This window comes from Pseudomonas sp. 43(2021), assembly GCF_017490805.1.
Lineage (GTDB): Bacteria > Pseudomonadota > Gammaproteobacteria > Pseudomonadales > Pseudomonadaceae > Aquipseudomonas.
In genome coordinates this window covers 70,185-93,508 of sequence record NZ_JAFGYJ010000025.1, presented here as the reverse complement: position 1 = coordinate 93,508, position 23,324 = coordinate 70,185, and the positions used below count along the sequence as shown (strand labels likewise).

The 23,324-nt window shown below is 62.3% G+C and carries 20 protein-coding genes; 3 read left to right on the top strand and 17 right to left on the bottom strand.

What is annotated here, in order from left to right; translation table 11 throughout:
• Nucleotide 1: 1 nt before the first annotated feature.
• Together J5M71_RS20660 and J5M71_RS20655 are read right to left on the bottom strand one after the other, a co-directional pair.
• Nucleotides 2–433, bottom strand: a complete 432-nt coding sequence (locus J5M71_RS20660) for a DNA polymerase III subunit chi (protein ID WP_207836056.1) — start codon at nt 431–433, stop codon at nt 2–4.
• A 49-nt stretch (nt 434–482) separates the two neighbouring features.
• On the bottom strand, nt 483–1,976 hold the full coding sequence (locus tag J5M71_RS20655; RefSeq protein WP_207836054.1) for a leucyl aminopeptidase: 1,494 nt from the start codon (nt 1,974–1,976) through the stop codon (nt 483–485).
• Nucleotides 1,977–2,277: 301 nt separating this feature from the next.
• On the opposite strand from J5M71_RS20655, the gene lptF reads away from it, so the two are divergent.
• Together lptF and lptG are read left to right on the top strand one after the other, a co-directional pair.
• Nucleotides 2,278–3,393 (top strand): LPS export ABC transporter permease LptF, encoded by a 1,116-nt coding sequence (gene lptF / locus J5M71_RS20650; RefSeq protein ID WP_063911380.1) that lies wholly within the window; start codon nt 2,278–2,280, stop codon nt 3,391–3,393.
• The gene (gene lptG / locus J5M71_RS20645; protein WP_207836051.1) at nt 3,386–4,447 is read left to right on the top strand and encodes an LPS export ABC transporter permease LptG; all 1,062 of its coding nucleotides are present in this window, start codon (nt 3,386–3,388) and stop codon (nt 4,445–4,447) included. The genes lptF and lptG overlap by 8 nt, the downstream gene beginning before the upstream one ends.
• Before the next feature lie 179 nt (nt 4,448–4,626).
• Here lptG and J5M71_RS20640 read toward each other — a convergent pair whose 3' ends face one another.
• From J5M71_RS20640 to J5M71_RS20585, 11 genes are all read right to left on the bottom strand, one after another.
• Complete coding sequence (locus J5M71_RS20640; protein ID WP_063911382.1) at nt 4,627–5,115, bottom strand: RDD family protein; 489 nt, start codon at nt 5,113–5,115, stop codon at nt 4,627–4,629.
• Between the two features lie 91 nt (nt 5,116–5,206).
• Nucleotides 5,207–5,419: a cold-shock protein gene (locus J5M71_RS20635; protein ID WP_003257941.1), complete on the bottom strand. Its 213-nt coding sequence runs from the start codon at nt 5,417–5,419 to the stop codon at nt 5,207–5,209.
• Nucleotides 5,420–5,774: 355 nt separating this feature from the next.
• On the bottom strand, nt 5,775–6,896 hold the full coding sequence (gcvT, locus tag J5M71_RS20630; RefSeq protein WP_207836047.1) for a glycine cleavage system aminomethyltransferase GcvT: 1,122 nt from the start codon (nt 6,894–6,896) through the stop codon (nt 5,775–5,777).
• A gap of 27 nt (nt 6,897–6,923) precedes the next feature.
• Nucleotides 6,924–8,300 carry an L-serine ammonia-lyase gene (locus J5M71_RS20625; protein WP_207836034.1) on the bottom strand — a complete coding sequence of 459 codons (1,377 nt, stop codon included), beginning with the start codon at nt 8,298–8,300 and terminating at the stop codon, nt 6,924–6,926.
• Between the two features lie 153 nt (nt 8,301–8,453).
• Nucleotides 8,454–11,309 (bottom strand): aminomethyl-transferring glycine dehydrogenase, encoded by a 2,856-nt coding sequence (gcvP, locus tag J5M71_RS20620; protein WP_207836027.1) that lies wholly within the window; start codon nt 11,307–11,309, stop codon nt 8,454–8,456.
• Nucleotides 11,310–11,320: 11 nt separating this feature from the next.
• Nucleotides 11,321–11,704 carry a glycine cleavage system protein GcvH gene (gcvH, locus tag J5M71_RS20615; protein ID WP_207836025.1) on the bottom strand — a complete coding sequence of 128 codons (384 nt, stop codon included), beginning with the start codon at nt 11,702–11,704 and terminating at the stop codon, nt 11,321–11,323.
• A gap of 1,322 nt (nt 11,705–13,026) precedes the next feature.
• Complete coding sequence (locus J5M71_RS20605) at nt 13,027–15,087, bottom strand: TonB-dependent receptor (RefSeq protein ID WP_207836019.1); 2,061 nt, start codon at nt 15,085–15,087, stop codon at nt 13,027–13,029.
• A 79-nt stretch (nt 15,088–15,166) separates the two neighbouring features.
• Nucleotides 15,167–15,571 carry a DUF2946 family protein gene (locus tag J5M71_RS20600; RefSeq protein ID WP_207836008.1) on the bottom strand — a complete coding sequence of 135 codons (405 nt, stop codon included), beginning with the start codon at nt 15,569–15,571 and terminating at the stop codon, nt 15,167–15,169.
• A gap of 192 nt (nt 15,572–15,763) precedes the next feature.
• Nucleotides 15,764–16,336, bottom strand: a complete 573-nt coding sequence (locus J5M71_RS20595) for a histidine phosphatase family protein (RefSeq protein WP_207836004.1) — start codon at nt 16,334–16,336, stop codon at nt 15,764–15,766.
• 7 nt (nt 16,337–16,343) lie between these two features.
• Nucleotides 16,344–17,387 carry an SDR family oxidoreductase gene (locus J5M71_RS20590; RefSeq protein ID WP_207836000.1) on the bottom strand — a complete coding sequence of 348 codons (1,044 nt, stop codon included), beginning with the start codon at nt 17,385–17,387 and terminating at the stop codon, nt 16,344–16,346.
• Between the two features lie 3 nt (nt 17,388–17,390).
• Entirely contained in the window at nt 17,391–17,813 is a 423-nt protein-coding gene (locus J5M71_RS20585; RefSeq protein ID WP_063911391.1) for a nuclear transport factor 2 family protein, read from the bottom strand.
• Between the two features lie 118 nt (nt 17,814–17,931).
• On the opposite strand from J5M71_RS20585, the gene J5M71_RS20580 reads away from it, so the two are divergent.
• Entirely contained in the window at nt 17,932–18,834 is a 903-nt protein-coding gene (locus J5M71_RS20580; RefSeq protein WP_207835997.1) for a LysR family transcriptional regulator, read from the top strand.
• Nucleotides 18,835–18,850: 16 nt separating this feature from the next.
• Here J5M71_RS20580 and gltS read toward each other — a convergent pair whose 3' ends face one another.
• The 4 genes from gltS to arcC all read right to left on the bottom strand — a co-directional run bounded on the left by gltS (nt 18,851) and on the right by arcC (nt 23,250).
• Nucleotides 18,851–20,047, bottom strand: coding sequence for a sodium/glutamate symporter (gene gltS, locus J5M71_RS20575; RefSeq protein WP_207835994.1), 1,197 nt, complete (start codon nt 20,045–20,047; stop codon nt 18,851–18,853).
• 258 nt (nt 20,048–20,305) lie between these two features.
• Nucleotides 20,306–21,814: a sigma-54-dependent transcriptional regulator gene (locus J5M71_RS20570; protein ID WP_063911752.1), complete on the bottom strand. Its 1,509-nt coding sequence runs from the start codon at nt 21,812–21,814 to the stop codon at nt 20,306–20,308.
• Nucleotides 21,815–21,895: 81 nt separating this feature from the next.
• Nucleotides 21,896–22,264: a DUF5064 family protein gene (locus J5M71_RS20565; RefSeq protein ID WP_063911394.1), complete on the bottom strand. Its 369-nt coding sequence runs from the start codon at nt 22,262–22,264 to the stop codon at nt 21,896–21,898.
• 56 nt (nt 22,265–22,320) lie between these two features.
• Complete coding sequence (gene arcC / locus J5M71_RS20560; protein WP_063911395.1) at nt 22,321–23,250, bottom strand: carbamate kinase; 930 nt, start codon at nt 23,248–23,250, stop codon at nt 22,321–22,323.
• Nucleotides 23,251–23,324: the final 74 nt, after the last annotated feature.

The following is a 23,324-nucleotide window of genomic DNA, read 5'->3' as shown; positions in this document are numbered from 1 at the left end:
GTCAAAGTCGCTGTAAGCGGTGGTCTTGCAGAGCATAGCCCTGTTCACGGTAGAAACGGAATCGTTCACGGGCCGATTGGCGGATGCCAGGCTCCTCAACCACGATTTCGGCCACCCGTTCGAACTGGCCGACAAAGCCCGGTACGCCGGCGCCCAGGTTGATCAACAGGTCGTGGTGATCGCCTGCACTGTCGGCGGCCAGGCCCAATGCCACGCCGGCATCGGCATGTACTTCCGCGAGGTCGTGGGGCACGAAGGCCTCGCCCTTGAAGCGCCACAGGCGTTGGTCCAGCTCGCTGCGCTGCTCGGCGTCCTGGCAATGCAGGTAGACCCGGTGGCCAAGGCGCCAGGCCTTTTCGCACAGCTTGCAGGCGAAATCGAGCCGTGCCGACAGCGAGTCGGTGGGCAGGATGTAGAAATCGACTTTGCTCATGGTGGTATCGCCGGCCGGTGGCGCGTGGGGCGCCACCGGCTGCACGGCGTCAGGCGCCAGCGCGGTCCAGCAGGTACTGGGTCAGCAGGGGCACAGGGCGGCCAGTGGCGCCCTTGTCCTTGCCGCCGCTGACCCAGGCGGTGCCGGCGATGTCCATGTGTGCCCAGTCGTAGGCCTTGGCAAAGCGCGACAGGAAGCAGCCGGCGGTGATGGTGCCGGCCTTCGGCCCGCCAATGTTGCCCATGTCGGCGAACGGGCTGTCCAGCTGCTCCTGGTATTCATCGAACAGCGGCAGCTGCCAGGCGCGGTCGTCGGCGCGCTTGCCGGCGTCGAGCAACTGGCCGACCAGGTCGTCGTTGTTGCCCATCAGGCCGGTAGTGTGGCTGCCCAGGGCGACAATGCAGGCGCCGGTCAGGGTGGCGATGTCGATCACTGCCTGTGGCTTGAAGCGCTCGGCGTAGGTCAGGGTGTCGCACAGCACCAGGCGGCCTTCGGCGTCGGTGTTGAGGATTTCCACGGTCTGTCCGCTCATGGTGGTGACGATGTCACCCGGGCGGGTGGCGCCGCCGCTTGGCATGTTCTCGGCGCAGGCCAGCAGGCACACCAGATTGACCGGCAGCTGCAGTTCGAGCACCGCACGCAGGGTGCCGAGCACGCTGGCGGCACCGCACATGTCGTACTTCATCTCGTCCATGCCGGCACCAGGCTTGAGGCTGATGCCGCCGGTGTCGAAGGTAATGCCCTTGCCCACCAGCACGAACGGCTTGTCTGCCTTCTTGCCGCCCTGGTAGTTGAGCACGATCAGGCGTGGCGGCTGGTCGCTGCCCTGGCCGACGGCGTAGAACGCGCCCATGCCCAGGTCCTTGATCTTCTTCTCGTCCAGTACTTCGACTTTCAGCGCCTTGTGCGCCTTGCCCAGGTCCTTGGCCTGTTCGGCGAGGAAGCTTGGGTGGCACAGGTTGGGCGGCAGGTTACCCAGGTCGCGGGTGAAGGCCATGCCGGTGGCGATGGCGCTGGCGTGCTTGACGGCACGTTCGACCTCGGCCTGACCGGCCTTGTCGGCCAGCAGGGTGACCTTCTTCAGGGTGCGTGGCTCGGCCTTCTGGCTCTTGAAGCGGTCGAACACGTACTCGCCGTCGAGCAGGGTTTCGGCCAGCAGGCGGTACTTGCCGTAGTGAGCGTCGCGGTTGCTGACCGCGATGTCGTCCAGGGCCAGCACGGCATCAGCGCCGTTCAGGCCCTTGAGCACGCCGGCTACGCTGGCGACCAGTTTGCGCCAGGCGCGGTCGCCCAGGGCTTCGTCCTTGCCGCTGCCCACCAGCAGCACGCGCTCGGCCTTAAGGCCCGGGAGGCTCTGCAGCAGCAGGGTCTGGCCCGGCTTGCCGGCCAGGTCGCCACGCTTGAGCACGGCACTGATGGCGCCTTCGCTGGCCTGGTCCACGGCCTTGGCCACGGCGCCGAGCTTGCGGTTTTCACCTACCGGGAGGACCAGGGTGGCGGTTTTTACGGATGCAGCAGCTACGCTTTTTACAACCAGTTCCATGTCAGGATCCCCGAATGATCGATACAGTCGGCGCTGTGTATTCCAGCGCTCTGGGCGGGCCTGGCCGCGTCGTCGCGCGCCAGCGGAAAAGCTGCCAGTTTGAGCCTGCGGCAAGCGTGCTGACAACCCCGTCATGCGCCTTCATGCGCGGCGAAGTGACAGGGGCGGTCAATCACAGGATAATGCGCGCACTTTACATGGAGGTTCGCCTTTGGCGAACCGGCATTGGTCTTGGCTGTACTAAGTCATTGTCTGGCGCCATAGATTGGCAGTCCGCCCTGACAACCCAGGAGTGTCTGGTTTGATCGTCTTTCGTTATTTGTCCCGCGAGGTCCTGGTGACCTTGAGCGCCGTCAGCGCCGTGCTGCTGGTGATCATCATGAGTGGGCGCTTCATCAAGTACCTGGCCCAGGCTGCCCAGGGCGTGCTCGACCCGAGCGTGCTGTTCCTGATCATGGGCTTCCGCCTGCCGGGCTTCCTGCAGCTTATCCTGCCTTTGGGGCTGTTCCTCGGCATTCTCCTGGCGTACGGGCGCCTGTACCTGGAAAGCGAGATGACCGTGCTGTCGGCCACCGGCATGAGCCAGCAGCGCCTGCTGGGCCTGACCATGGTGCCGGCCGCCCTGGTCGCCCTGCTGGTGGCCTGGCTGAGCCTGAGCCTGGCGCCGCTGGGCGTTGCCCAGGTGCAGCAGATCATCAGCCAGCAGGATGCCCTGACCGAGTTCGACACCCTGGTGCCGGGCCGCTTCCAGACCCTGCGCGACGGTTCGCGAGTGACTTACACCGAAGAGCTTTCGGACGATCGCATCAACCTGGCCGGCGTGTTCATCTCCGAGAAGCGCTTCAACCAGGACAAGACCAAGGACCGCGCCCCGTCGGTGCTGGTTGCCGAAAAAGGCCACCAGGAAATACAGGCCGACGGCAACCGCTACCTGGTGCTGGAAAACGGCTACCGTTATGACGGCAACCCGGGCCAGGCCGACTACCGTGCCATCAAGTACGATACCTACGGCGTGCTGCTGCCCAAACCGGAGGTCAGCGAGGAAGTGACCGAGCGCGAGGCCGTCCCCACCTCCGAGCTGATCGGCAAGAAGGGCCTGCGTGAGCGCGCCGAGCTGCAATGGCGGCTGTCGCTGCCGATCCTGGTGTTCGTCGTCACCTTGCTGGCGGTGCCGCTGTCCCGGGTCAACCCGCGCCAGGGCCGCTTCCTCAAGCTGCTGCCGGCAATTCTTCTGTACATGGCCTACCTGACAATGCTGATTTCCGTACGCGGCGCCCTCGAGAAGGGCAAACTGCCGATCGCCCTGGGCATGTGGTGGGTCCACGGCCTGTTCCTGCTGATCGGCCTGGGCCTGATGTACTGGGAGCCGCTGCGCCTCAAGCGCGCCGCCCGTCGTGCGGAGGTGGCCCATGGGTAAGCTCGACCGCTACATCGGCCAGAGTGTGCTGCTGGCCATCCTCGCCGTGCTGGGGATCATCCTTGGCCTGGCTTCGCTGTTTGCCTTCATCGACGAGATGAGCGACCTGAGTGACACCTACACGGTGATGGAGGCGGGCAACTTCGTTCTGCTGACCGCACCACGGCGCTTGTACGAAATGCTGCCGATGGCCGCCTTGATCGGCTGCCTGATCGGCCTGGGCAGCCTGGCCAGCAGCAGCGAACTGACCATCATGCGCGCTGCCGGGGTTTCCATCGGCCGTATCGTCTGGGCGGTGATGAAGCCGATGCTGGTGCTGATGCTGGTCGGCCTGCTGATCGGCGAGTACGTGGCGCCGGTGACCGAGAACAAGGCCCAGGCCGACCGTTCCCTGGCCCAGGGTGGTGGTGATGCGCAAAGCTCCAAGCGCGGCATGTGGCACCGCCAGGGCGAGGAGTTCGTGCACATCAACGCCGTGCAGCCCAACGGCCTGCTGCTGGGGGTGACCCGCTACCGCTTCGACAACGAGCGCAAGATCATCACCTCGAGCTTTGCACGCCGGGCGCAGTACCAGGATGACCACTGGCTGCTCGCCGATGTGCGCACCACCTACTTCCGTGGCGACCACACCGAAGTGGTGAACACGCCGCAGGAGCGCTGGGACGTTTCGCTCACGCCGCAACTGCTCAATACCGTGATCCTGGCGCCGGAGTCGCTGTCCATCACCGGGCTGTGGGACTACATCCACTACCTGTCCGACCAGGGTCTGAACAATGCACGTTACTGGCTGGCGTTCTGGACCAAGGTGTTGCAGCCGATGGTGACTGCGGCGCTGGTGCTGATGGCGATTTCCTTCATCTTCGGCCCGCTGCGTTCGGTGACCCTTGGCCAGCGCGTGTTCACCGGTGTGCTGGTGGGCTTCGTGTTCCGCATCGCCCAGGACCTGCTGGGGCCTTCTAGCCAGGTGTTCGGCTTCCCGCCGCTGCTGGCAGTGGTGATCCCGGCAGGCATCTGTGCCTTGGCGGGTGTGTGGTTGTTGCGCCGGGCGGGTTGATGGCCTGAGCTGCACAAAAAAAGCCGACCTCAGGGTCGGCTTTTTGCTGGCATTTGTGTTGCCTTCTTCGCGGGCTCGCCCGCTCCCACAGGTTCATCACAGGCCCTGAGGATTGTGAGGTTCCTGTGGGAGTGGGCGAGCCCGCGAAGAGGCCCGAACAGGCAACACAAATCCCCGGCTCATTTCTTCTGCTTCGGCACCCGCACCAGCTGGCTTTCCGAATAGATGTCATGCCAGCCCCGCTTGCGCTTGTCGATCAACACCCAGAAAAACCCCAGCCCCAGGCACAGCCACGAAGCAATCGACACCACAAAGCGCAACAGCGCCTGCCACAGGCTGATAGCCGTGCCATCGGCGTTCTGCACCCGCACGCCCCACACTTGCATGCCCAGGGTCTGCCCGCCATGGGTCCAGAACTTGGCAAAGAAACCGAACAAGGCAAACAGCAGCACCGTCGACAGCAGCGGGTCGCCGTCCAGTGCGCCAGCCTCGGTCAGCTCACGCATGCGGGCTTCGCCGATGATCGCCATCTGGATCATCTTGTAGGCACCGGCGGTCACGATCAGCAGCGCCGTGCACAGCAGGAAGTCATAGAACATCGCCGCCAGGCGCCGGCCCAGGCCGACTGGCGGAAAATCACCCTGGGGTGTGAGCAGAGGCTTGGACATGCAAAACGGCTCCAGAAGACGAAGCCGCTATTCTACGGGCAAAAAAAAGCCCCTGCACTTGGCAGGGGCTTTTCTCGAAGTCGGGTTCGGCTTAGCCGGCGACCTGAACTTTGTCAGCCTGCATGCCTTTCTGGCCCTGGACTGCTTCGAAGGTGACCTTCTGGCCTTCTTTCAGGCTCTTGAAGCCGTTACCTTCGATAGCGCGGAAGTGCACGAACAGATCCGGACCGCTTTCTGGGGTGATGAAGCCGTAACCTTTTTCGTCATTGAACCACTTGACGGTACCGTTCTGACGCTCAGCCATTGTCTTATTTCCTATGAAGCTTGAATTTTGATGACAGTTTCTTTTGCAATAAACAAGCAAAAGATTACTGGGCTGGGTTGCAGGAAAGTAAGAGACGTCAAACGGGTTGTAGCAGATTGCGGCTACTGGCCCAGGTCACGAACTGTTGCGACCCATGCAAACACAGTGCAGTGACTCTACGCCAACTCCCGAGCGAAAAACAAGCCCTTGGTCGTATGGAAAATCAGCCGTTTGCCGATAACCGACCGGTTTGTCGGAAACGGCATGGCGCCTGGCCTGGCGCCATGTTCAAAAGTTATTGGACAGGTTCGAAATCGAATATGTCGAACCGGCCCGTAACCTTCACAAAGCGGCTTCAGCCCCGGTAGTAACGTTGTGCCACGAAAGGCATTTTGCTGACTTTCAAGGCAACCTTCTTGCCACGCACCATGGCAAACAGTGGGGTGTCGAGTGCGGCATGTTCACTATCGATATAACCCATTGCTACAGGTGCACCGAGTGTCGGGCCAAAGCCGCCGCTGCACACTTTGCCTACAGGTTTATCGTTTGCATCGACAATATCCGCGCCTTCACGTACTGGCGTACGCTCCTGCGGCAACAGACCCACCCGTTTGCGCGCCACGCCATCGCGCTGGTGGGCGAAGATGGCCTCGGCACCCGGGAAGCCGGCGGCACGCGCGCCGTCGGCACGGCGAACCTTGGAAATGGCCCACAGCAGGCTGGCTTCGACCGGGCTGGTCTCGGTGTTCATGTCGTGGCCATACAGGCACAGGCCGGCTTCCAGGCGCAGCGAATCACGCGCACCCAGGCCGATCGGCTGTACTTCGGGCTCGGCCAGCAGGCGGCGGGCCAGGGCTTCGGCGGCCTGTGCCGGTACCGAAATTTCATAGCCGTCTTCGCCGGTGTAGCCCGAACGGCTGACGAAGCAGTCTTCGCCCAGCAGTTTCACCGGGCGGAACTGCATGAAGGTCATGCCGGCCACTTCCGGGGCCAGGCGCTCCAGCACCTTGACCGCCGCCGGGCCTTGCAGGGCCAGCAGGGCGCGTTGCTCGAACAGCGGCTGCACCTCGCAACGGCTGCCGATGTGCGCTTGCAGGTGGGCCAGGTCCTGGTCCTTGCAGGCGGCGTTGACTACCAGGAACAGGGTGTCGTCGCCCAGGTTGGCGACCATCAGGTCGTCGAGGATGCCGCCCTGCTCATTGGTGAACATGGCATAGCGCTGCATGCCCACCGGCAGGTCGATGATATCCACCGGCACCAGGCTTTCCAGGGCCTTGGCGGCGTCGCTGCCGCGCAGGGTGATCTGGCCCATGTGCGAGACATCGAACAGGCCGGCCTGCTCGCGGGTGTGCAGGTGTTCCTTGAGCACGCCCAGCGGGTACTGCACTGGCATGTCATAGCCGGCGAACGGCACCATGCGCGCACCCAGTTCCAGGTGCAGGGCGTGCAGCGGGGTCTTGAGCAGTGTTTCGGACATCGGTGACTCCTTGCTGTTGTTGTCGGGTCAACATTCGATGATGTTGACGGCCAGGCCGCCACGGGCGGTCTCTTTGTATTTGCTTTTCATGTCGGCGCCGGTCTGGCGCATGGTGCGGATGACCTTGTCGAGCGACACGTAGTGCTGCCCGTCGCCGCGCAAGGCCATGCGCACCGCGTTGATCGCCTTTACCGAGCCCATGGCGTTGCGCTCGATGCAAGGCACCTGGACCAGCCCGCCGATCGGGTCGCAGGTCAGGCCCAGGTTGTGTTCCATACCGATTTCGGCAGCGTTTTCCACCTGTTGCACGCTGCCGCCCATCACTTCGCACAGCGCCCCGGCGGCCATCGAGCAGGCCACGCCGACCTCGCCCTGGCAGCCCACTTCGGCGCCGGAGATGGAGGCGTTTTCCTTGTACAGGATGCCGATGGCCGCGGCGGTGAGCAGAAACCGCACCACCCCCTCCTCGCTGGCTCCCGGTACGAAGCGCATGTAGTAGTGCAGCACTGCCGGGACGATGCCCGCCGCGCCGTTGGTCGGCGCAGTGACCACACGCCCGCCATTGGCGTTTTCCTCATTCACCGCCAGGGCGTAGAGGTTGACCCAGTCGAGCACCGACAGGGCATCGCGCAGGCTGGCCTCCGGGTGGCGGCTCAGTTGGCGGTACAACGCCGGCGCCCGGCGCTTGACCTTGAGCCCGCCCGGCAGGATGCCTTCATGCTGGCAGCCGGCTTCGACGCAATCCTGCATCACCTGCCAGATACGCAGCAGCCCGGCACGGGTTTCCGCCTCGGGGCGCCAGGCCGCCTCGTTGGCCAGCATGACCTGGCTGACCGACAGGTTTTGCCCGGTGCAATGGCCGAGCAGTTCCTTGGCGGTCTTGAACGGGTAGGTCAGTGGTGTACTGTCCTCGACGATGCGGTCGTGGCCGGCGGCGTCCTGGTCGACCACGAAACCGCCGCCCACCGAGTAGTACTCGCGGCTGCGGATTTGCAGGCCGGCCTCGTCGAAGGCGCGGAAGATCATGCCGTTGGGGTGGTAGTCCAGCGGCTTGCGGATCATCGCCAGGTGCTGCTTTTCGATGAACGCGATGCTGTGCTCGCCGAGCAGGTTCAGCCGACCGCTGTCGCGGATGGCCTGCAGGCGGGCAGGGATGGTGTCGGTGTCGATGACATCGGGGTGCTCGCCCTCAAGGCCCAGCAGCACGGCTTTGTCGCTGCCGTGGCCCTTGCCGGTGGCGCCGAGCGAGCCATACAGCTCGGCCTTGACGCTGACGGTGCGGGTAAGCAGGTCATCACGGCGCAGCCCTTCGGCGAAACGCGCGGCGGCGCGCATCGGGCCGACCGTGTGGGAGCTGGAGGGGCCGATGCCGATCTTGAACAGGTCGAAGACGCTCAGGGACATGGGTGACCTCCAGCCAGGAATATTGGGCGGACGGTGAACCCTGTGGGAGCGGGCGTGCCCGCGAATGCGTCGGTGAGGCCGACATCGCATTCGCGGGCACGCCCGCTCCCACAGAGGTCCACACCTCAAGCAAGGTAGCGGGCCTGAGGGCTATCAGGCGTCCTGATAGCTCTCGATCGACGGGCAGGCGCACACCAGGTTGCGGTCGCCGAACACGTTGTCGACCCGGCCGACCGGCGGCCAGTACTTGCCTTCCACCAGGCTTGGCAGCGGGTACACCGCCTGCTCGCGGCTGTAGCCATGGGCCCATTCGCCAACCAGCTCGGCCGCTGTGTGCGGGGCGTTCTTCAGCGGGTTGTCGTCCTTGTCCAGGCTACCGTTTTCGACCGCGCGAATTTCTTCGCGGATCTGGATCATCGCGTCGCAGAAGCGGTCCAGTTCTTCCTTGGACTCGCTTTCGGTCGGTTCGATCATCAGCGTGCCTGCCACCGGGAAGGACATGGTCGGGGCGTGGAAGCCGAAGTCGATCAGGCGCTTGGCCACGTCGTCGACGCTGATGCCGCTGGTGTCTTTCAGCGGGCGCAGGTCGAGGATGCACTCGTGGGCCACCAGGCCATTGCCGCCGGTATACAGAACAGGATAGTGCTCTTCCAGGCGACGGGCGATGTAGTTGGCGTTGAGGATCGCCATCTGCGAGGCACGCTTGAGGCCGGCACCGCCCATCATGCGGATGTACATCCAGGTGATCGGCAGGATGCTGGCGCTGCCGAACGGCGCGGCGCAAACCGCGCCCTCGGTGTTTTCCAGCTGCGCGTGACCGGGCAGGAACGGCGCCAGGTGCGACTTGACGCCGATCGGGCCGACGCCCGGGCCGCCACCGCCGTGCGGGATGCAGAAGGTCTTGTGCAGGTTCAGGTGGGAAACGTCGCCGCCGAACTTGCCCGGGGCGCACAGGCCGACCATGGCGTTCATGTTGGCGCCGTCGATGTACACCTGGCCACCGTTGTCGTGGATGATCGCGCAGATTTCGCCGATCGCTTCCTCGAACACGCCGTGGGTCGACGGGTAGGTGATCATGATCGCGGCCAGGCGCTCGCGGTGCTCGATGGCCTTGGCGCGCAGGTCCTCGACATCGACGTTGCCGCGGGCGTCACAGGCGGTGACCACCACGCGCATGCCGGCCATGTGCGCGGTCGCCGGGTTGGTACCGTGGGCCGACGACGGGATCAGGCAGATGTCGCGGTGGCCTTCGCCACGGCTGCGGTGGTAGGCGCGGATGGCCAGCAGGCCTGCGTACTCGCCCTGGGAACCGGCGTTGGGCTGCAGCGACACGGCGTCGTAGCCGGTGGCGGCGCAGAGCATTGCTTCCAGTTCGGTGGTCATCTGCAGGTAGCCCTGGCTCTGCTCGGCCGGGGCGAACGGGTGCAGGTTGCCGAACTCGGCCCAGGTGACCGGGATCATTTCACTGGCGGCGTTCAGCTTCATGGTGCACGAGCCCAGCGGGATCATGCTGCGGTCCAGTGCCAGGTCCTTGTCGGCCAGGCGGCGCAGGTAGCGCATCAGCTCGGTTTCGCTGTGGTAGCGGTTGAACACCGGGTGCGCGAGGATGGCCGACTGGCGCAGCAGGGCAGCAGGCAGCAGCGAGCCGGTGCTGGCGGCCAGGGCGTTGAAGTCCGGCTGGGCCTGGTCGCCACCGATCAGTTGCCACAGGGCCTCGACATCGGCCTGGCTACTGGTTTCGTCCAGCGACAGCCCCACGTGGGCGGCATCGATCTGGCGCAGGTTGATGCCCTGGGCGCGCGCCTTGTCATGCAGGCTGGCAGTGGCACTGCCGGTGGCCAGGGTCAGGGTGTCGAAGGCGCTGGCGCCCGCTACCTGCACGCCCAGTGTCTTCAGGCCGGCGGCCAGGATTGAGGTCAGGGCATGGGTACGTTCGGCGATGCGCTTGAGGCCGGCCGGGCCGTGGTACACGGCGAACATGCTGGCGATGTTGGCCAGCAGCACCTGGGCGGTGCAGATGTTGCTGGTGGCCTTTTCGCGGCGGATGTGCTGCTCGCGGGTCTGCATGGCCAGGCGCAGGGCGGTCTTGCCGAAGCGGTCGATCGACACGCCGACCAGGCGGCCCGGCATGTCGCGCTTGAACGCGTCACGGGTGGCGAAGTAGGCGGCGTGCGGGCCACCGAAGCCCAGTGGTACGCCGAAGCGCTGGGCGCTGCCGATGGCCACGTCGGCGCCGAACTCGCCCGGCGGGGTCAGCAGGGTCAGGGCCAGCAGGTCGGCGGCAACGGCGACCAGGGCGTTGGCAGCGTGGAAGCGCTCGATTACTTCGCGGTAGTCGAACACTTCACCGTTGCTGGCCGGGTACTGCAGCAGGGCGCCGAAGAAGGCGCTGACATCGCCCAGTTCGCGCTCGTCGCCGACCACGATCTCGATGCCCAGCGGCTCGGCACGGGTGCGCAGCACGTCGAGGGTTTGCGGGTGGCAGTGCACGGAGGCGAAGAACGCGTGGCTGGCCTTGTTCTTCGACAGGCGCTTGCAGAAGGTCATGGCCTCGGCCGCAGCGGTGGCTTCGTCGAGCAGCGAGGCGTTGGCGATCGGCAGGCCGGTCAGGTCGCTGATCAGGGTCTGGAAGTTCAGCAGCGCTTCCAGGCGACCCTGGGAAATTTCTGGCTGGTATGGGGTATAGGCGGTGTACCAGGCCGGGTTTTCCAGCAGGTTGCGCAGGATCGGCGCCGGGGTGTGGGTGTTGTAGTAGCCCTGGCCGATGTAGCTCTTGAACAGCTGGTTCTTGCCGGCGATGGCCTTGAGCGCGGCGAGCGCGTCGGCTTCGCTCTGGCCGTCGTGCGAACCGAGCACGCTGGTGCCCTTGATGCTGTCGGGGATGACCGCGGCGGTCATGGCTTCCAGCGAGTCGAAGCCGAGGGCGGCCAGCATGGCCTGCTCGTCGGCGGCGCGCGGGCCGATGTGACGGGCGATGAATTCGTTGGCGGTGCCGAGGTTGATGGTCATGGCGGAGTTCCTCAGGCGTCGTCGTTGGCTTTGATCAGGCGGTCGTAGGCGTCCTGGTCGAGCAGGGCGGCCACGGCGCTGGCATCGGCGGGGATGAAGCGGAAGAACCAGCCTTCGCCCATCGGGTCTTCGTTGACCAGTTCCGGGCTGTCTTCGAGCTGCTCGTTGATCTGCACCACTTCGCCGGTCAGGGGCATGTACACACCGCTGGCGGCCTTGACCGACTCGACGGTGGAGGCTTCGCTGCCTTTCTCATACTGCTGCAACTCTGGCAGTTGCACGAAAACCACATCGCCAAGGGCGTTCTGGGCGTAGGCGGTGATGCCCACGGTAACGCTGCCATCGGCTTCGACGCGCAGCCATTCGTGATCTTCAGTGAAACGCAACTCGCTCATGGGGAATCCTCGGGAAGCAGGGCGTTAGGCGCGGTGGCTCCGCGCTCTTGGGGTTGGGATTCCCTTAGCAAAAATGCGGCCAATGTATAGAAAATCATTTAAATCAATGATTTACAAAGTTCTCATGACGTTTTCTCATTTTCTGTGGAATGAAAACGCTACACACAGTGGACGGAGGAAAAGGGTTTGGGGTTCAAAACCTTGGCGAGCCGTATCCAGGCAAGGTTGTAGTGAATTCGATACGATGTACTGAAATCAGTACAGGTGGTGAGGCCTGACTGATGTGAAGGTGGGGCAGCAATAAAATCTGTCGCGCATCGGTTGGCGGGCAAGGACCGACTTGGGCAGTTGTGTCTGCCTGCGCGTCAGATCATGAAGTGGCTATTCTCTATCGCGGTCAGCTTCGTCTTGTGCTCTGTCAGAGTTGTAGTTCGACGTGGTCGATTTAATTGTAAGGGTGTGCAGCGAATTGTTTGGCGTTATCGCAAATTTCGTACCAATTCGGTTTTTCCTTGACAAATTCGTGGAACAGGTTTGAAAGGTGCAATGCGTCGTCAAAACAGTTAGCAGCCACTGGAAAGGAATCGGCGGTTGCTGTCACTTCACCTAATGCAGTTCCGCATATCGAGCAAAAGCATCGGTTGTACTTGTAAGGTGCTTCGGGCTTGTAAGTAGTTATCGAATCCAGGCCGGACAGCATTTCGAACGATGAGCGCTGAACAAAAACAAATGTACTGGCTCCTGCTTTTCTGCAGCGGGAGCAGTGGCATGTACCCATCATTGTCGGCGGGCTGGATACCATGAACTTTACCGCTCCACAGCAGCAACTACCTTTAAGCATATATTCCGTCCTCTGGATAAATGTACACTGTACAAAATTACAGTATTCTGAGCGAACCTTACCATCAAGCGCGCGGTGACGCCACTCCCACTCGAGTGGGCGGCAAGCCTAGCGCTTCAATGGAAGTCGGTGTGCGAGGCGCGCGCTGCTTGACGACGCTATCCTTCGGTGCGGGCAGGTTTTTCATTTCGGAAAGGTCGGATTGCTTGATCCAGCGCTTCATATCGAGCGCTGAAAATCTTGCCGGCAGCACAATCAATCAGCTTGTTCCGCTGTGCACCCGGAATCTCGCCAATTTCCCCTGGCTGCGACAAGGCTCGGCGACCCAGTTACAGGGGGGCACAGAGGTAAGCGATGCGGATTCATCAACTCACTTCACGCCCTTGCATAAATCGGCAGGGGAGCGATAAAGCATTTCGAATGGTGCCCCCGACCGATCCAGCCACAGCGTGTTTTCGCTAAACCCGAGAGCAGGCACCCTTTAAAAATCGAGCGTCATACCGGCATAAATTGCGCGACCATCACCAGGCGAATGCAGGGACGCGTCCGCTCCATCCGGGTCGTACCAGACATACTCATAGTAGCGATTGGTGAGGTTCTTCAGTTGCAGGTCCACGCTCATCAAGTCGCTGAGCCTGCAGGTCGCGCCTAGGTTCATCAATACGTAGCCGCCATAAGTTCCCTGAGTGTTCTCCCGCTCAAGGTAGTAGTTGGTCTGCCCGTTAGCCCAGGCTGTAAGTTGCAGTGCCGGGGTGGCCTGGTAGCTGATACCGGTGTTCCACAGGTGGTGCGGCACGTGGTCGATTTCCTTGCCTTTGCTGTCCGGGAGCGCGCTGCTGGGTTCAAGAATTTTCGAGTACTGCCAGGAGTAGGACATCCAGACCTCGGTGCGTTCGTCAGGGTGCAGGTTGACCTGCAGGTCGTAGCCCCAGCGGCGTGTCTCACCGACGTTATCGGATTCGCCGCTCGGGTCGTTCAGGCGACGGCTGACCTCGCCGGTGGCGTCCTGGCGCCAGTAGGCCACGCGGCCATCGATCCAACTGGCATGGGTAAATTTCACACCGGTTTCCCAGCCTTCGTTGATCGAAGGGTCGAGGTCTTCGTTGCGCGGCGGCACCTTGTAGGCTGCAGCGCCGGTACCGACCTGGAAGGTGCGGCCCCAGTTCGCATAGATACTGGCGAACTGCCACGGTGAGTAGACAATGCTGAGTTTGGGCTGCTTGATCAACCCATAGTCGTTTATGTCGTAGTCCTGCCCGGTCATCTTGTTGGTGAAATCACCACTGATCTTGTCGATGCGATACGCAGGGACAATCTTCAGCGTTTCGACCGGTTCGATTTCAGCCAGGACATAGGCACCGACGGTGTTGAGGTCGAAGTCCTGATCGCGAGTCTGCACCTGGCGCACACGTTCTACCGTGCGGTAGCGCTGGCTACGGTTCTGCTGCTTCTGCACGTCGCTGCCGCTTTCCAGGGCGAAAGTGTGCAGCCAGTCGATCTGAGGCCGCCAGGTCAGGGAGGTGATGGCGCCGTACTGGTCCTCGTAGCTATCGCGCTCCTGCTGTGAGCTGGTGTGCCAGTACTGGGTCCAGCGGAGGTCGTCGAAGGTGTTGACGTAGGTCTTGGCTGACCAGGACAAGGTGTCGGCCAGTTCGGTGTCGAAGTGCACGCTGACCTGGTTCATTCGCCGTGTGCCTTTGTCCGTGGCGTTGTAGGCGTTGCTCATGCGTGGGTGATGGCGGGCATCGTCTTCGGTCAGGTAGCCGGCTTCCTGGGCTTCGGACTCATAGTGGCGGGCAATCAGGCCGAGGCGGTAGTTGCCATCGTCGGGGGTGTAGAACCACTTGCCGCCGAAGCTGTAGCGTTCGGTATCGGCATGGTCGCGATAGCCGTCGAGCTGCTGGCGGCCGAAGAAATAGTTCTGCGTCCAGTTGCTGGTCTCGATGCCCTTGGCCAGTTGCACCTCAAGGGTGTTGAAACTGCCGTAACGCACGCGTGCCTTGTTGTAGTTGCCGCCGGTGCGGGTATTGATGTTGACGTTACCGGCGATGTTGTTCAGGCCGTAGCGCGGGTCGCTGGTGCCGCGCGCCACCTCGATGCTGTCGATGTCCATCGGGAACACCGAGTCGATGAAGGGCATGTTGCCGTCGTTGCTGTTGCTGGGAATGCCGTCGATCAACAGCTTCACTGCATTGACTTCACCTTCGCCGTTGAAGCCGCGGAACGACAACTTGCCAGAGGTGGTGCCCTGGTTGAACTCTGTAAGCATTACACCGGGCGCGCGGTTGAACAGTTCCCAGCTGTAGGTGACTGGCATTTTCTCAAGGATATCGCCACCGAGAATGTCCACCGAGCTGAGGACGGTACTGGTGGTCAGTGGACCGGTGCTGGTACCGCTGACGGTGACGGCGCCGAGGGTCAAGGTGGAGTTTTCGCTAGGCAGCGTCTCGGCTACCGCCTGGGACAGAGGGTTCAGGGTGGAAACGCAGGTGATGGCAAAAACGGGTAATACAGTGCGTGCGGTGCTACGGAACGCAGGCATGGACAGAGCTTCCTGGCAAGAAAAAGTCGGGCACGGTCATCACGCGCATCGTGCGTGGGACCGAGGAGTAGTCGACAGATCAGGCCAAGGGAGAGGCGCGTGGACTCAGTTTGGGCCACTGCTCACGAGGTAGCCGCAAGGTAGGGGCATGGCCGAGCAGCAGCTCAGCGGGCCAGAAACGCGGGAACAGATGCTTGAAATAGTCACCGGCTAGCAGTGCCTGACCGGCGTGACCACAGCAGCAATCACCGGCTTGCAGCTTGCTATCGGCATGCTCAGCCAGTTCGGGCTGATTGAGTTTGAGTTGAGCCAGTAGTGATTTTGGCAGGTTCTGCGTGCCATGCAGGCTGCAGAAGCTGCCGAGAATCAGCGACTGGTCTACAGCCGGGGCGCGCAAGGAACGGTCGAGCGGCATCGCCAGCAGGTTGAACACCACTGCGAAACAGGCGAGCAGCCAGAGGTGAGTGCGAAGGTCTGGCAGCATGGACCGCCCCATGGAGTAAGTTGCGCATTAAGCCGCATCGGTGGCGCTCTGTAAAAGTTCCAGGCAGCGCCCTTTTGTCGCAGACGGGGCCGGGCAGTTCTGCTTGCTGGCCGCTCGCAGTGCTTCAACCAGGGGGGATGCTAGAGTCGCCGGTCATGGATCGTACCTGGAACTTGTAGCTATAACGGCCGCTTAGTCCTGGCCCTCATTACCCTTCGCAAAAACAGCCGCGCTCCAATAGCGGCTGCCGTTTTGGTGTTGGCGAGTCCAGCCCTTTGCCATCAGTTCCTTGGCAATCATCCGGTTCATGAACCCGTGACCCAGCAGCAGTACCGGCCCCTCGCTGGCAAGTGATAACAGCCGTTGTGCTGCCATGCTGGCGCGAAGCCTGGCACCGCTGACTGTTTCGACATTGCGCGAGTAACCACACAACCACAGGAGGCGAAGGATGAATGCCCAGGTAAACGGTGAAAGTCGAGGCAACTTCCATTGGCCATACGGCAGGTGCGCTTCACAAAAAAGCGCATCGACGTGGCTGGGCTCAAGACCGAGCGCCTGCAGCGAGCTCAATGCACGTGGCGCTGTGCTCGAGACAATCACCCTCGCCGTTGTGGCGAGCTGCAGGCTGGCGGCCGGGACGGGCTGGTCGGTAATTTCGGCGCGGTTGTAGCCTTCGATCCAGTCCTTCATATCCAGCGCTGACACTTTGTTGCTTGTAACCAGTGCTGGCTGGCCGTGGCGCATCAAGATTATTTCCGCGGTCATGGTGTAACTACTTCCTTGTCCTGATGGGCGCGCCCTGTTGTTCAAACCAGCCGTGATCACGATACCACGCCACGGTATCGGCGATTGTCAGCTCCAGCGCCCGAAAGCTCAGGCCAAGCGCGTGTTCGCTTTTGCTGTGGTTGAAACGCGTACGATCCTTTTCCCGTACCAGCAGGCGCAGTGTTGCCAGGCTTAGCAGGATGGGCTTGCCGGTGAGCCGCGCATACATTTCCTGCACTGCGGCCAGGCAGAACAACAACGGCAGCGGTAAATGCCGTGCTGGCGTTCGTACGCCTGCCAGACGGCCCACCATTGGTACCAGTTCAGCCATGGTCATATGCCGGCCCGCAGCCAGGTAGCGTTCACCGCTTCGCCCTTGTGTAGCAGCGGCAATGTGCGCCAAAGCCACATCGCGGGCATCGACCACCGAGAAACTGCCCGGGATCAAGCCAGGCAGTTTGCCGTGCACGACATCGTTGACCAGTTGCCCGGACGACGTAGGGCCGATGTCGCCAGGGCCCCACATCCAGCCTGGGAGCACCATGCAGGCGTGCATGTCGGAGTGGGCTTCGAGAAACGTAGCCACGACGCGGTCGGCGAGGATCTTGCTGCGGTAGTAGTCATCTGCATCTGCTTCGGCCCGCAGGCATGTCTCATCGATGGACGTGCCGGGTGCCCCGTCGAGCACTGCAATGGACGAGGTGTGGATGAACCGCCGGATGTCGGCCTGGTAGGCCTGTTCCAACAGGCGGCGGGTACCGGTCACATTGATCTGCTCGAGTGCTTGCCAATGGCTGCCGCCTTTGTAGTTGTCACGAAAGAACGCCGCAGTATGGAACACCGTGTCGCAGCCGCGCAGCGATGCCGCGAAGGCGTCGACATCGGCCATGTCGCCTTCGACCAGCTCCACTTCGGGCATATCACCGAACTGCTGTTCCCCCTTTGCTCTTGACCGCACCAGCCCTTTGACCTTGTAGCCACGAGCGACCAGTTCGCGGACCAGGTTGTTGCCCAGCAAGCCGGTTGCTCCGGTGACGAATACATTGCGCATGGCTCAACCCTCGTGCTGTTCGGCAGATGGCCGCAACATGGCGCTGTCGAAAAATACCGCTTCGCGAATGGCCAGGCCGTTCCTGAAGGTGAAGTGGGCCGCATAGTGCACGCACACCCGACGCCCATGGGCCGGAACGATCACACCTGCTGGCAGCAGCAGCGGGGCAGCGAAGGTGCCGGTCAGGATGGCGGTCATTGCCAGCCGATCGTCCGAGACCATGAATGGGGTCATGGTCACCAGGGCATCAGGGAATGCGCTGAACAGCGCCATCTCGCGTGCGCGCATGGCTTCGCGCCCGGTTTGGGTCGTCATGCCATCCAGGTACACGAAGTCTTCGTCGACCAATGCCAGCAGCCCTTGCACATCACGCTGGTTAAAGGCGTTGGCGGCTCGCTGGGCATAATCCTTGGGGCTAGTCATCATGCAATCCATTCCATTCGTTCAGAGGGGCCCAAGGTATACGCCGGCGGTTGCTGTCGAAAAACAGCGCCTACCGCATAATGGCTTTGCGTATTTGCAAACCAGGGAGAGGCCAGCGCATATGGCATTGCAGGAAAACTGGGATGATCTTCGGCTGCTATTGGCCGTATGGCGACGGGGCAGCTTTCTTCGCGCTGGCGAGTTGCTGGGTATTGCACCCTCGACCGTTTCGCGTCGCCTGACCCAGCTTGAGGCCGCGTTGGGTGAGCCACTGGTCGAGCGAGGCGTAGAGGGATGCAGGCTGACTTCGCGCGGCCAATCGCTGGTCGAAGTGGCCCTGGCCGCAGAAGCTGGCCTGCGGCGCCAGACGCGTGCAGGCGATGCCGAGCTGCCTTGCGAGCTCTCGGGCACTGTTCAGGTGAGCGCAGGGGAAGGCTTCTCGACTTGCGTACTGGAGGCAGCCGATCGCTTCACCGGCCTACACCCGGGTTGCTCGGTGGAGTTGACCGTGACCGCCGACTTCCACAAGATCGTCCGGGGGGTGGCGGACATTGCCGTGCGCACGGCCCACCTGGGGGAACCCTCACTGATTTATCGGCCGATAGGCCGGCTTGGCTATGGTGTGTTCGCCGCTGCTGGTTACTTGCAGCGGTTTCCGGGGGTTACCCCTGCGACGGCGGCCAATATCGGCCTGCTTCCGCCGCTGGATGTGTTGCCGCAAGTCCGTGCGGCAAAGGCGGGGGGGCTGGAACGTGCGCCTATCCGCGTGAACTCGTTCAGCGCACAGTTCGAATCGGTGAGACGAGGCATGGGGGTGGCGGTACTTCCCCGGATTCTGGCCAAGGATTTGATCGAGTTGTTCGTCGACCTTCCCCTTCCAGATATGGACGTCTACATGGTGACCCGGCCACAGGCGTTGAAGCAGCCTCACATAAAGTGCTTTTTCTCGATTCTGGAGAAAATGCTGCACCAGGCCCTGTCTACGGATCCTGGGCAGCACCTGGCGGAGCAACATACCGGCTGAGTGTTCAGCGTCTGGCTCAAAAGAACGGCAAGGCCAGATACAGCTTGATGACGATGACATTGATGATGTCGATGAAGAACGCCCCCACCATCGGCACCACCAGGAAGGCGATGTGCGAGGCACCGTAGCGCTGGGTCACCGCTTGCATGTTGGCGATTGCCGTCGGCGTTGCGCCCAGGCCGAAACCACAGTGCCCGGCGGCCAGTACTGCTGCATCATAGTTGCGGCCCATGACCCGGAACGTGACAAAGATCGCAAACAGTGCCATGACCAGTGTCTGTGCGGCGAGTAATACAAAGAACGGTAATGCCAACGCCGCCAGGTCCCACAACTTGAGCGACATCAAGGCAATGGCCAGGAATAACGACAAACTCACATTGCCCAATACCGAGACCTCCCGCTCGAAGACATGATAAACGCCGAATGCCGAAAGGCCGTTTCGCAACACCACACCCACGAACAGCACGCAAACGAATGTTGGCAGTTCAAACGCAGTGCCTTTCAACAAACCGTCTAGTAACGAACCCGCGAGCAAACTGACAGCGATCAGCGCCAGTGTTTCGATAAATGAAAACGATGTAATCAGGCGCTCTCTGTCCGGTTGTTCGAAACCCTTGGGCAGTTGCGGTGCAGTTTCTTCGATGCCCGGTGTTCTTACCCGTTTGATCAGTAGCCGGGCGACCGGGCCGCCAATCAGGCCGCCCAGCACAAGGCCGAAGGTAGCGGATGCCATTGCCAGTTCGGCGGCCGAGGCCAGGCCAAACTTCTCGGAGAAAGTCGCCCCCCACGCAGCGCCTGTGCCGTGGCCACCCGACAAGGTGATAGAGCCGGCCAGCAGGCCCATCAGCGGGTCGAGCCCCAGTGCCGTTGCCAGGCCGATGCCCATGGCGTTCTGAACCAGCAGCAAGCCGGTTACCACCAGCAGGAACACGGTAACCACGCGGCCACCTTTTTTCAGGCTGGCGAAGTCTGCACTCAAACCAATGGTGGCGAAAAATGCCAGCATCAGAGGGGCTTGCAGTGAGGTATCGAATTGCACGTGGACATCGAAACTGCGCAAGGCCAAGAGTGCCAAGGCCACTAACAGGCCGCCTGCGACAGGTTCCGGTATGTTGTAAGTGCGCAAGAAGCCAATGCGTGCGACAAGGCCGCGCCCTAATAACAGTACTAAAGAGGCGGCTACAAGCGTCCCGTAAAAATCGAGTTCAAACATCAGGTGCTCTCGTTATATCCAGTAGCGAACCACTTCCCGCTCTGGGGCGGATAAGCGGGGTGACAGGTAGGATTACACTGTCACCATTCTACGAGGCATGCGTGGGAGAGTATCTTTCATCGGCGTAGGAAAAGCCTGAACAACCAACTGGATTATTCCAACAAACTATCAGGCTTTAACCTACGACCTGTCAGTTACTTAATTTGGGGCCGCTTTGCGCCCATCGCCGGCAGCCCCGTTAGCGCTATCTGACAGGCACTAGGCTTTGCCCGGTATTCCATATTTGCGCAGGCGCTGGGCAATGGCGGTATGCGAGGTCTGCAAGCGCCCGGCCAGTTGCCGGGTTGAGGGGTAACTGGCATACAGGCGTTGTAACAGCTCGCGCTCGAAATCGCCCACGGCCTGTTCCAGGCTGGCCACTTCGCCGTCCTGGCCACGGGCCACCGAGGTGCCGGCGATGTCCAGGTCACCGATATCCACCAGGTTGCTTTCGCAGATGGCTGCGGCGCGGAATATCACGTTTTGCAGCTGGCGCACATTGCCCGGCCAAGGGTTGGCCAGCAGTGCCGAATGGGTGGCCGGGGTCAGCCGGCAGGCGGGGCGCTGGATCTGCGTACAGGCCTGCTGCATGAAGAAATGCGCCAGCATCAGGATGTCCTGGCCACGGTCACGCAGCGGCGGCACCTGCAGGTTGAGCACGTTCAGGCGGTAGAACAGGTCTTCGCGGAAGCTGCCTTCGGCGACCATGCGCTCCAGGTCGCGGTGGGTGGCGCTGATGATGCGTACATCCACCTTCACTTCGCGGTCGCCACCCACCCGGCGGAAGCTGCCATCGCTGAGAAAGCGCAGCAGCTTGGCCTGCAGGTACGGCGACATTTCGCCGATTTCATCGAGGAATACCGTGCCCTGGTTGGCCAGCTCCATCAGCCCGGGTTTGCCGCCCCGTTGCGCGCCGGTGAAGGCGCCGGGGGCGTAGCCGAACAGTTCGCTCTCGGCCAGGCTTTCGGGCAGCGCGGCGCAGTTCAGGGCCAGAAATGGCGCCGCGTGGCGGCTGCTGATGGCGTGGCAGGCGCGGGCTACCAGTTCTTTGCCGGTGCCGGTTTCGCCATGCACCAGCAGCGGCGCATCGAGCGCCGCCACGCGCAAGGCGCGGGCCTTGAGGGTGCGGATGGCCGGTGACTCGCCGAGCAAGGCATCCAAGCCTTCGGCATGGTCGTGGTGCATGGCCGACAGGCGCTCGCCCATGCGCGTGGGTGGGTACAGCGTCAGCAGGCCACCGGCGTTGGTGATCGGCATGGCGTCCAGCAGCAGGCTCTGGCCGTTGAGCTGCATCTCGCGCATGGGCAGGTGGAAGTTGTTGTCCAGCAGGGCCTGCAGCAGTGCCGGGTCGCCGAACAGTTCACCCACCGAGCGCCCGGCCGATTCGCGGCCGCACAACTCGATCAGCGCGGGGTTGGCCAGCAACACCTTGCCGGCACTGTCCACGGCCAGCACCGGGTCGGTCATTGCCGCCAGCAGGGCATCGAGCTGCAGGTGCCGGCGTTGGCCAGGGAGGATGTCGACCACGTCCACCGATTGCACGCCATGCACCTCGAACAGCGCATCGTGCAGTTCTTCGAGCACGGCGGGGCTGAGGGTAGGGGCGTCGATGTAGACGTTCGGCGGGACCATCTCCACGGCGTCCAGGTTGAGGTTGCGGGCACCGAGCAGGGCGAGGACTTCCTGGGTGATGCCGACGCGGTCGATGAAGCTGACGTGGATGCGCATGGGGAGGGTGAAGTGGTTGCCGGGGAAGGCGGTAGTATGCCTCAACATTGTCGGGGCCGCTTTGCGGCCCCGGTTCCTGAATTACTCCAGATGCTCAGGCTTGATCGGGTCGCCCGACTTCACATCCAGCTTTTCGCGAATGTCCGCGAACATATGGTCATAAAGCTTGTGCGGCGAACTCAGGTTCTCGAATTTCTTCGGTGGCGTCAGGTACGACTGCGCCTTGCGGGTCAGCAGCATGAGGAAGCTGGGCAACACCTGATCCTTGGCCAGGAAGAACTTTTCTTCGACTGGCTTGCCTTCGATGCTGCCATGCATCTTGAACTGGATACCTCTGCCTTCCTTGGGATCCGACGCGGCTTCGTATTCGATGTTCAGGTCATAGCTGTGGTCGTTCTTGTTCAGCGCGGTGCGCTCGATGTGTACATGACCGGGCTGGTACTGGGCCATGGCAAGCTCCTTTGGAAGGTCGAAAATGGCGGGCGCCTGGCGCCCGCCCACTGCATTCAACGGTAGCTGATCCCCGGCTTCGCGGTGGAAACGCGTGTGCCGGCGGTGCCTTTGACGATGTCTTCGATGTTCTCCAGCGAACTGATGACAGCCACTTTGCCGGTATTGCGGGCAAAGTCGCAGGCGGCCTGCACCTTCGGCCCCATGGAGCCGGCGGCGAAGCCGAGGCGTTCGAGTTCGTCGGGGTGTGCCTGGGCGATGGCTTTCTGCGTGGGTTTGCCCCAGTCAATGTAGGCCGCATCGACGTCGGTGGCGATTATCAGAAGGTCGGCGTCCAGTTGCTCCGCCAGCAGGGCCGAGCACAGGTCCTTGTCGATCACCGCCTCGATGCCCTTGAGCTTGCGGTTCTCATCATACATGGTGGGGATACCGCCGCCGCCGGCGCAGATCACGATGCTGCTCTTTTCCAGCAGCCACTTGATCGGGCGGATCTCGAAGATGCGCTTGGGTTTCGGGCTGGCCACCACGCGGCGGTACTTGTCGCCGTCGGGCTTGACCACCCAACCCTTTTCCTTGGCCAGGCGCTCGGCTTCTTCCTTGCCGTAGACCGGGCCGATGAACTTGGTCGGGTCCTTGAAGGCGGGGTCGTTGGCGTCCACTTCGACCTGGGTCAGCAGGGTGGCGAACGGCACTTCAAAGGCCAGCAGGTTGCCCAGTTCCTGTTCGATCATGTAGCCGATCATGCCCTCGGTCTCGGCACCCAGCACGTCCAGCGGGTAGGCCTCGTCGGGCTTGTAGGACAGGCCCTGCAGCGATAGCAGGCCAACCTGCGGGCCATTGCCGTGGGCGATGACCAGCTCGTTGCCTGGGTGGATCTTGGCGATCTGTTCGGTGGCGGTGCGGATATTGGCGCGCTGGTTGTCAGCGGTCATGGGCTCGCCGCGACGCAGCAGGGCGTTGCCGCCCAATGCAACAACGATACGCATGGGGAATGTCCTTTAACGAAAAGAAGGGAGCGCTGCGCTCGACCGGTATCGCCGCCCCTTGTGGGAGCGGGTTT

Coding starts and splice junctions, on each gene's coding strand:
- J5M71_RS20660 (WP_207836056.1), bottom strand. CDS start 433: ATGAGCAAAGTCGATTTCTACATCCTGCCCACCGACTCGCTGTCGGCA.
- J5M71_RS20655 (WP_207836054.1), bottom strand. CDS start 1,976: ATGGAACTGGTTGTAAAAAGCGTAGCTGCTGCATCCGTAAAAACCGCC.
- lptG (WP_207836051.1), top strand. CDS start 3,386: ATGGGTAAGCTCGACCGCTACATCGGCCAGAGTGTGCTGCTGGCCATC.
- J5M71_RS20640 (WP_063911382.1), bottom strand. CDS start 5,115: ATGTCCAAGCCTCTGCTCACACCCCAGGGTGATTTTCCGCCAGTCGGC.
- J5M71_RS20635 (WP_003257941.1), bottom strand. CDS start 5,419: ATGGCTGAGCGTCAGAACGGTACCGTCAAGTGGTTCAATGACGAAAAA.
- gcvT (WP_207836047.1), bottom strand. CDS start 6,896: ATGTCCGAAACACTGCTCAAGACCCCGCTGCACGCCCTGCACCTGGAA.
- J5M71_RS20625 (WP_207836034.1), bottom strand. CDS start 8,300: ATGTCCCTGAGCGTCTTCGACCTGTTCAAGATCGGCATCGGCCCCTCC.
- gcvP (WP_207836027.1), bottom strand. CDS start 11,309: ATGACCATCAACCTCGGCACCGCCAACGAATTCATCGCCCGTCACATC.
- gcvH (WP_207836025.1), bottom strand. CDS start 11,704: ATGAGCGAGTTGCGTTTCACTGAAGATCACGAATGGCTGCGCGTCGAA.
- J5M71_RS20605 (WP_207836019.1), bottom strand. CDS start 15,087: ATGCCTGCGTTCCGTAGCACCGCACGCACTGTATTACCCGTTTTTGCC.
- J5M71_RS20600 (WP_207836008.1), bottom strand. CDS start 15,571: ATGCTGCCAGACCTTCGCACTCACCTCTGGCTGCTCGCCTGTTTCGCA.
- J5M71_RS20595 (WP_207836004.1), bottom strand. CDS start 16,336: ATGACCGCGGAAATAATCTTGATGCGCCACGGCCAGCCAGCACTGGTT.
- J5M71_RS20590 (WP_207836000.1), bottom strand. CDS start 17,387: ATGCGCAATGTATTCGTCACCGGAGCAACCGGCTTGCTGGGCAACAAC.
- J5M71_RS20585 (WP_063911391.1), bottom strand. CDS start 17,813: ATGATGACTAGCCCCAAGGATTATGCCCAGCGAGCCGCCAACGCCTTT.
- J5M71_RS20580 (WP_207835997.1), top strand. CDS start 17,932: ATGGCATTGCAGGAAAACTGGGATGATCTTCGGCTGCTATTGGCCGTA.
- gltS (WP_207835994.1), bottom strand. CDS start 20,047: ATGTTTGAACTCGATTTTTACGGGACGCTTGTAGCCGCCTCTTTAGTA.
- J5M71_RS20570 (WP_063911752.1), bottom strand. CDS start 21,814: ATGCGCATCCACGTCAGCTTCATCGACCGCGTCGGCATCACCCAGGAA.
- J5M71_RS20565 (WP_063911394.1), bottom strand. CDS start 22,264: ATGGCCCAGTACCAGCCCGGTCATGTACACATCGAGCGCACCGCGCTG.
- arcC (WP_063911395.1), bottom strand. CDS start 23,250: ATGCGTATCGTTGTTGCATTGGGCGGCAACGCCCTGCTGCGTCGCGGC.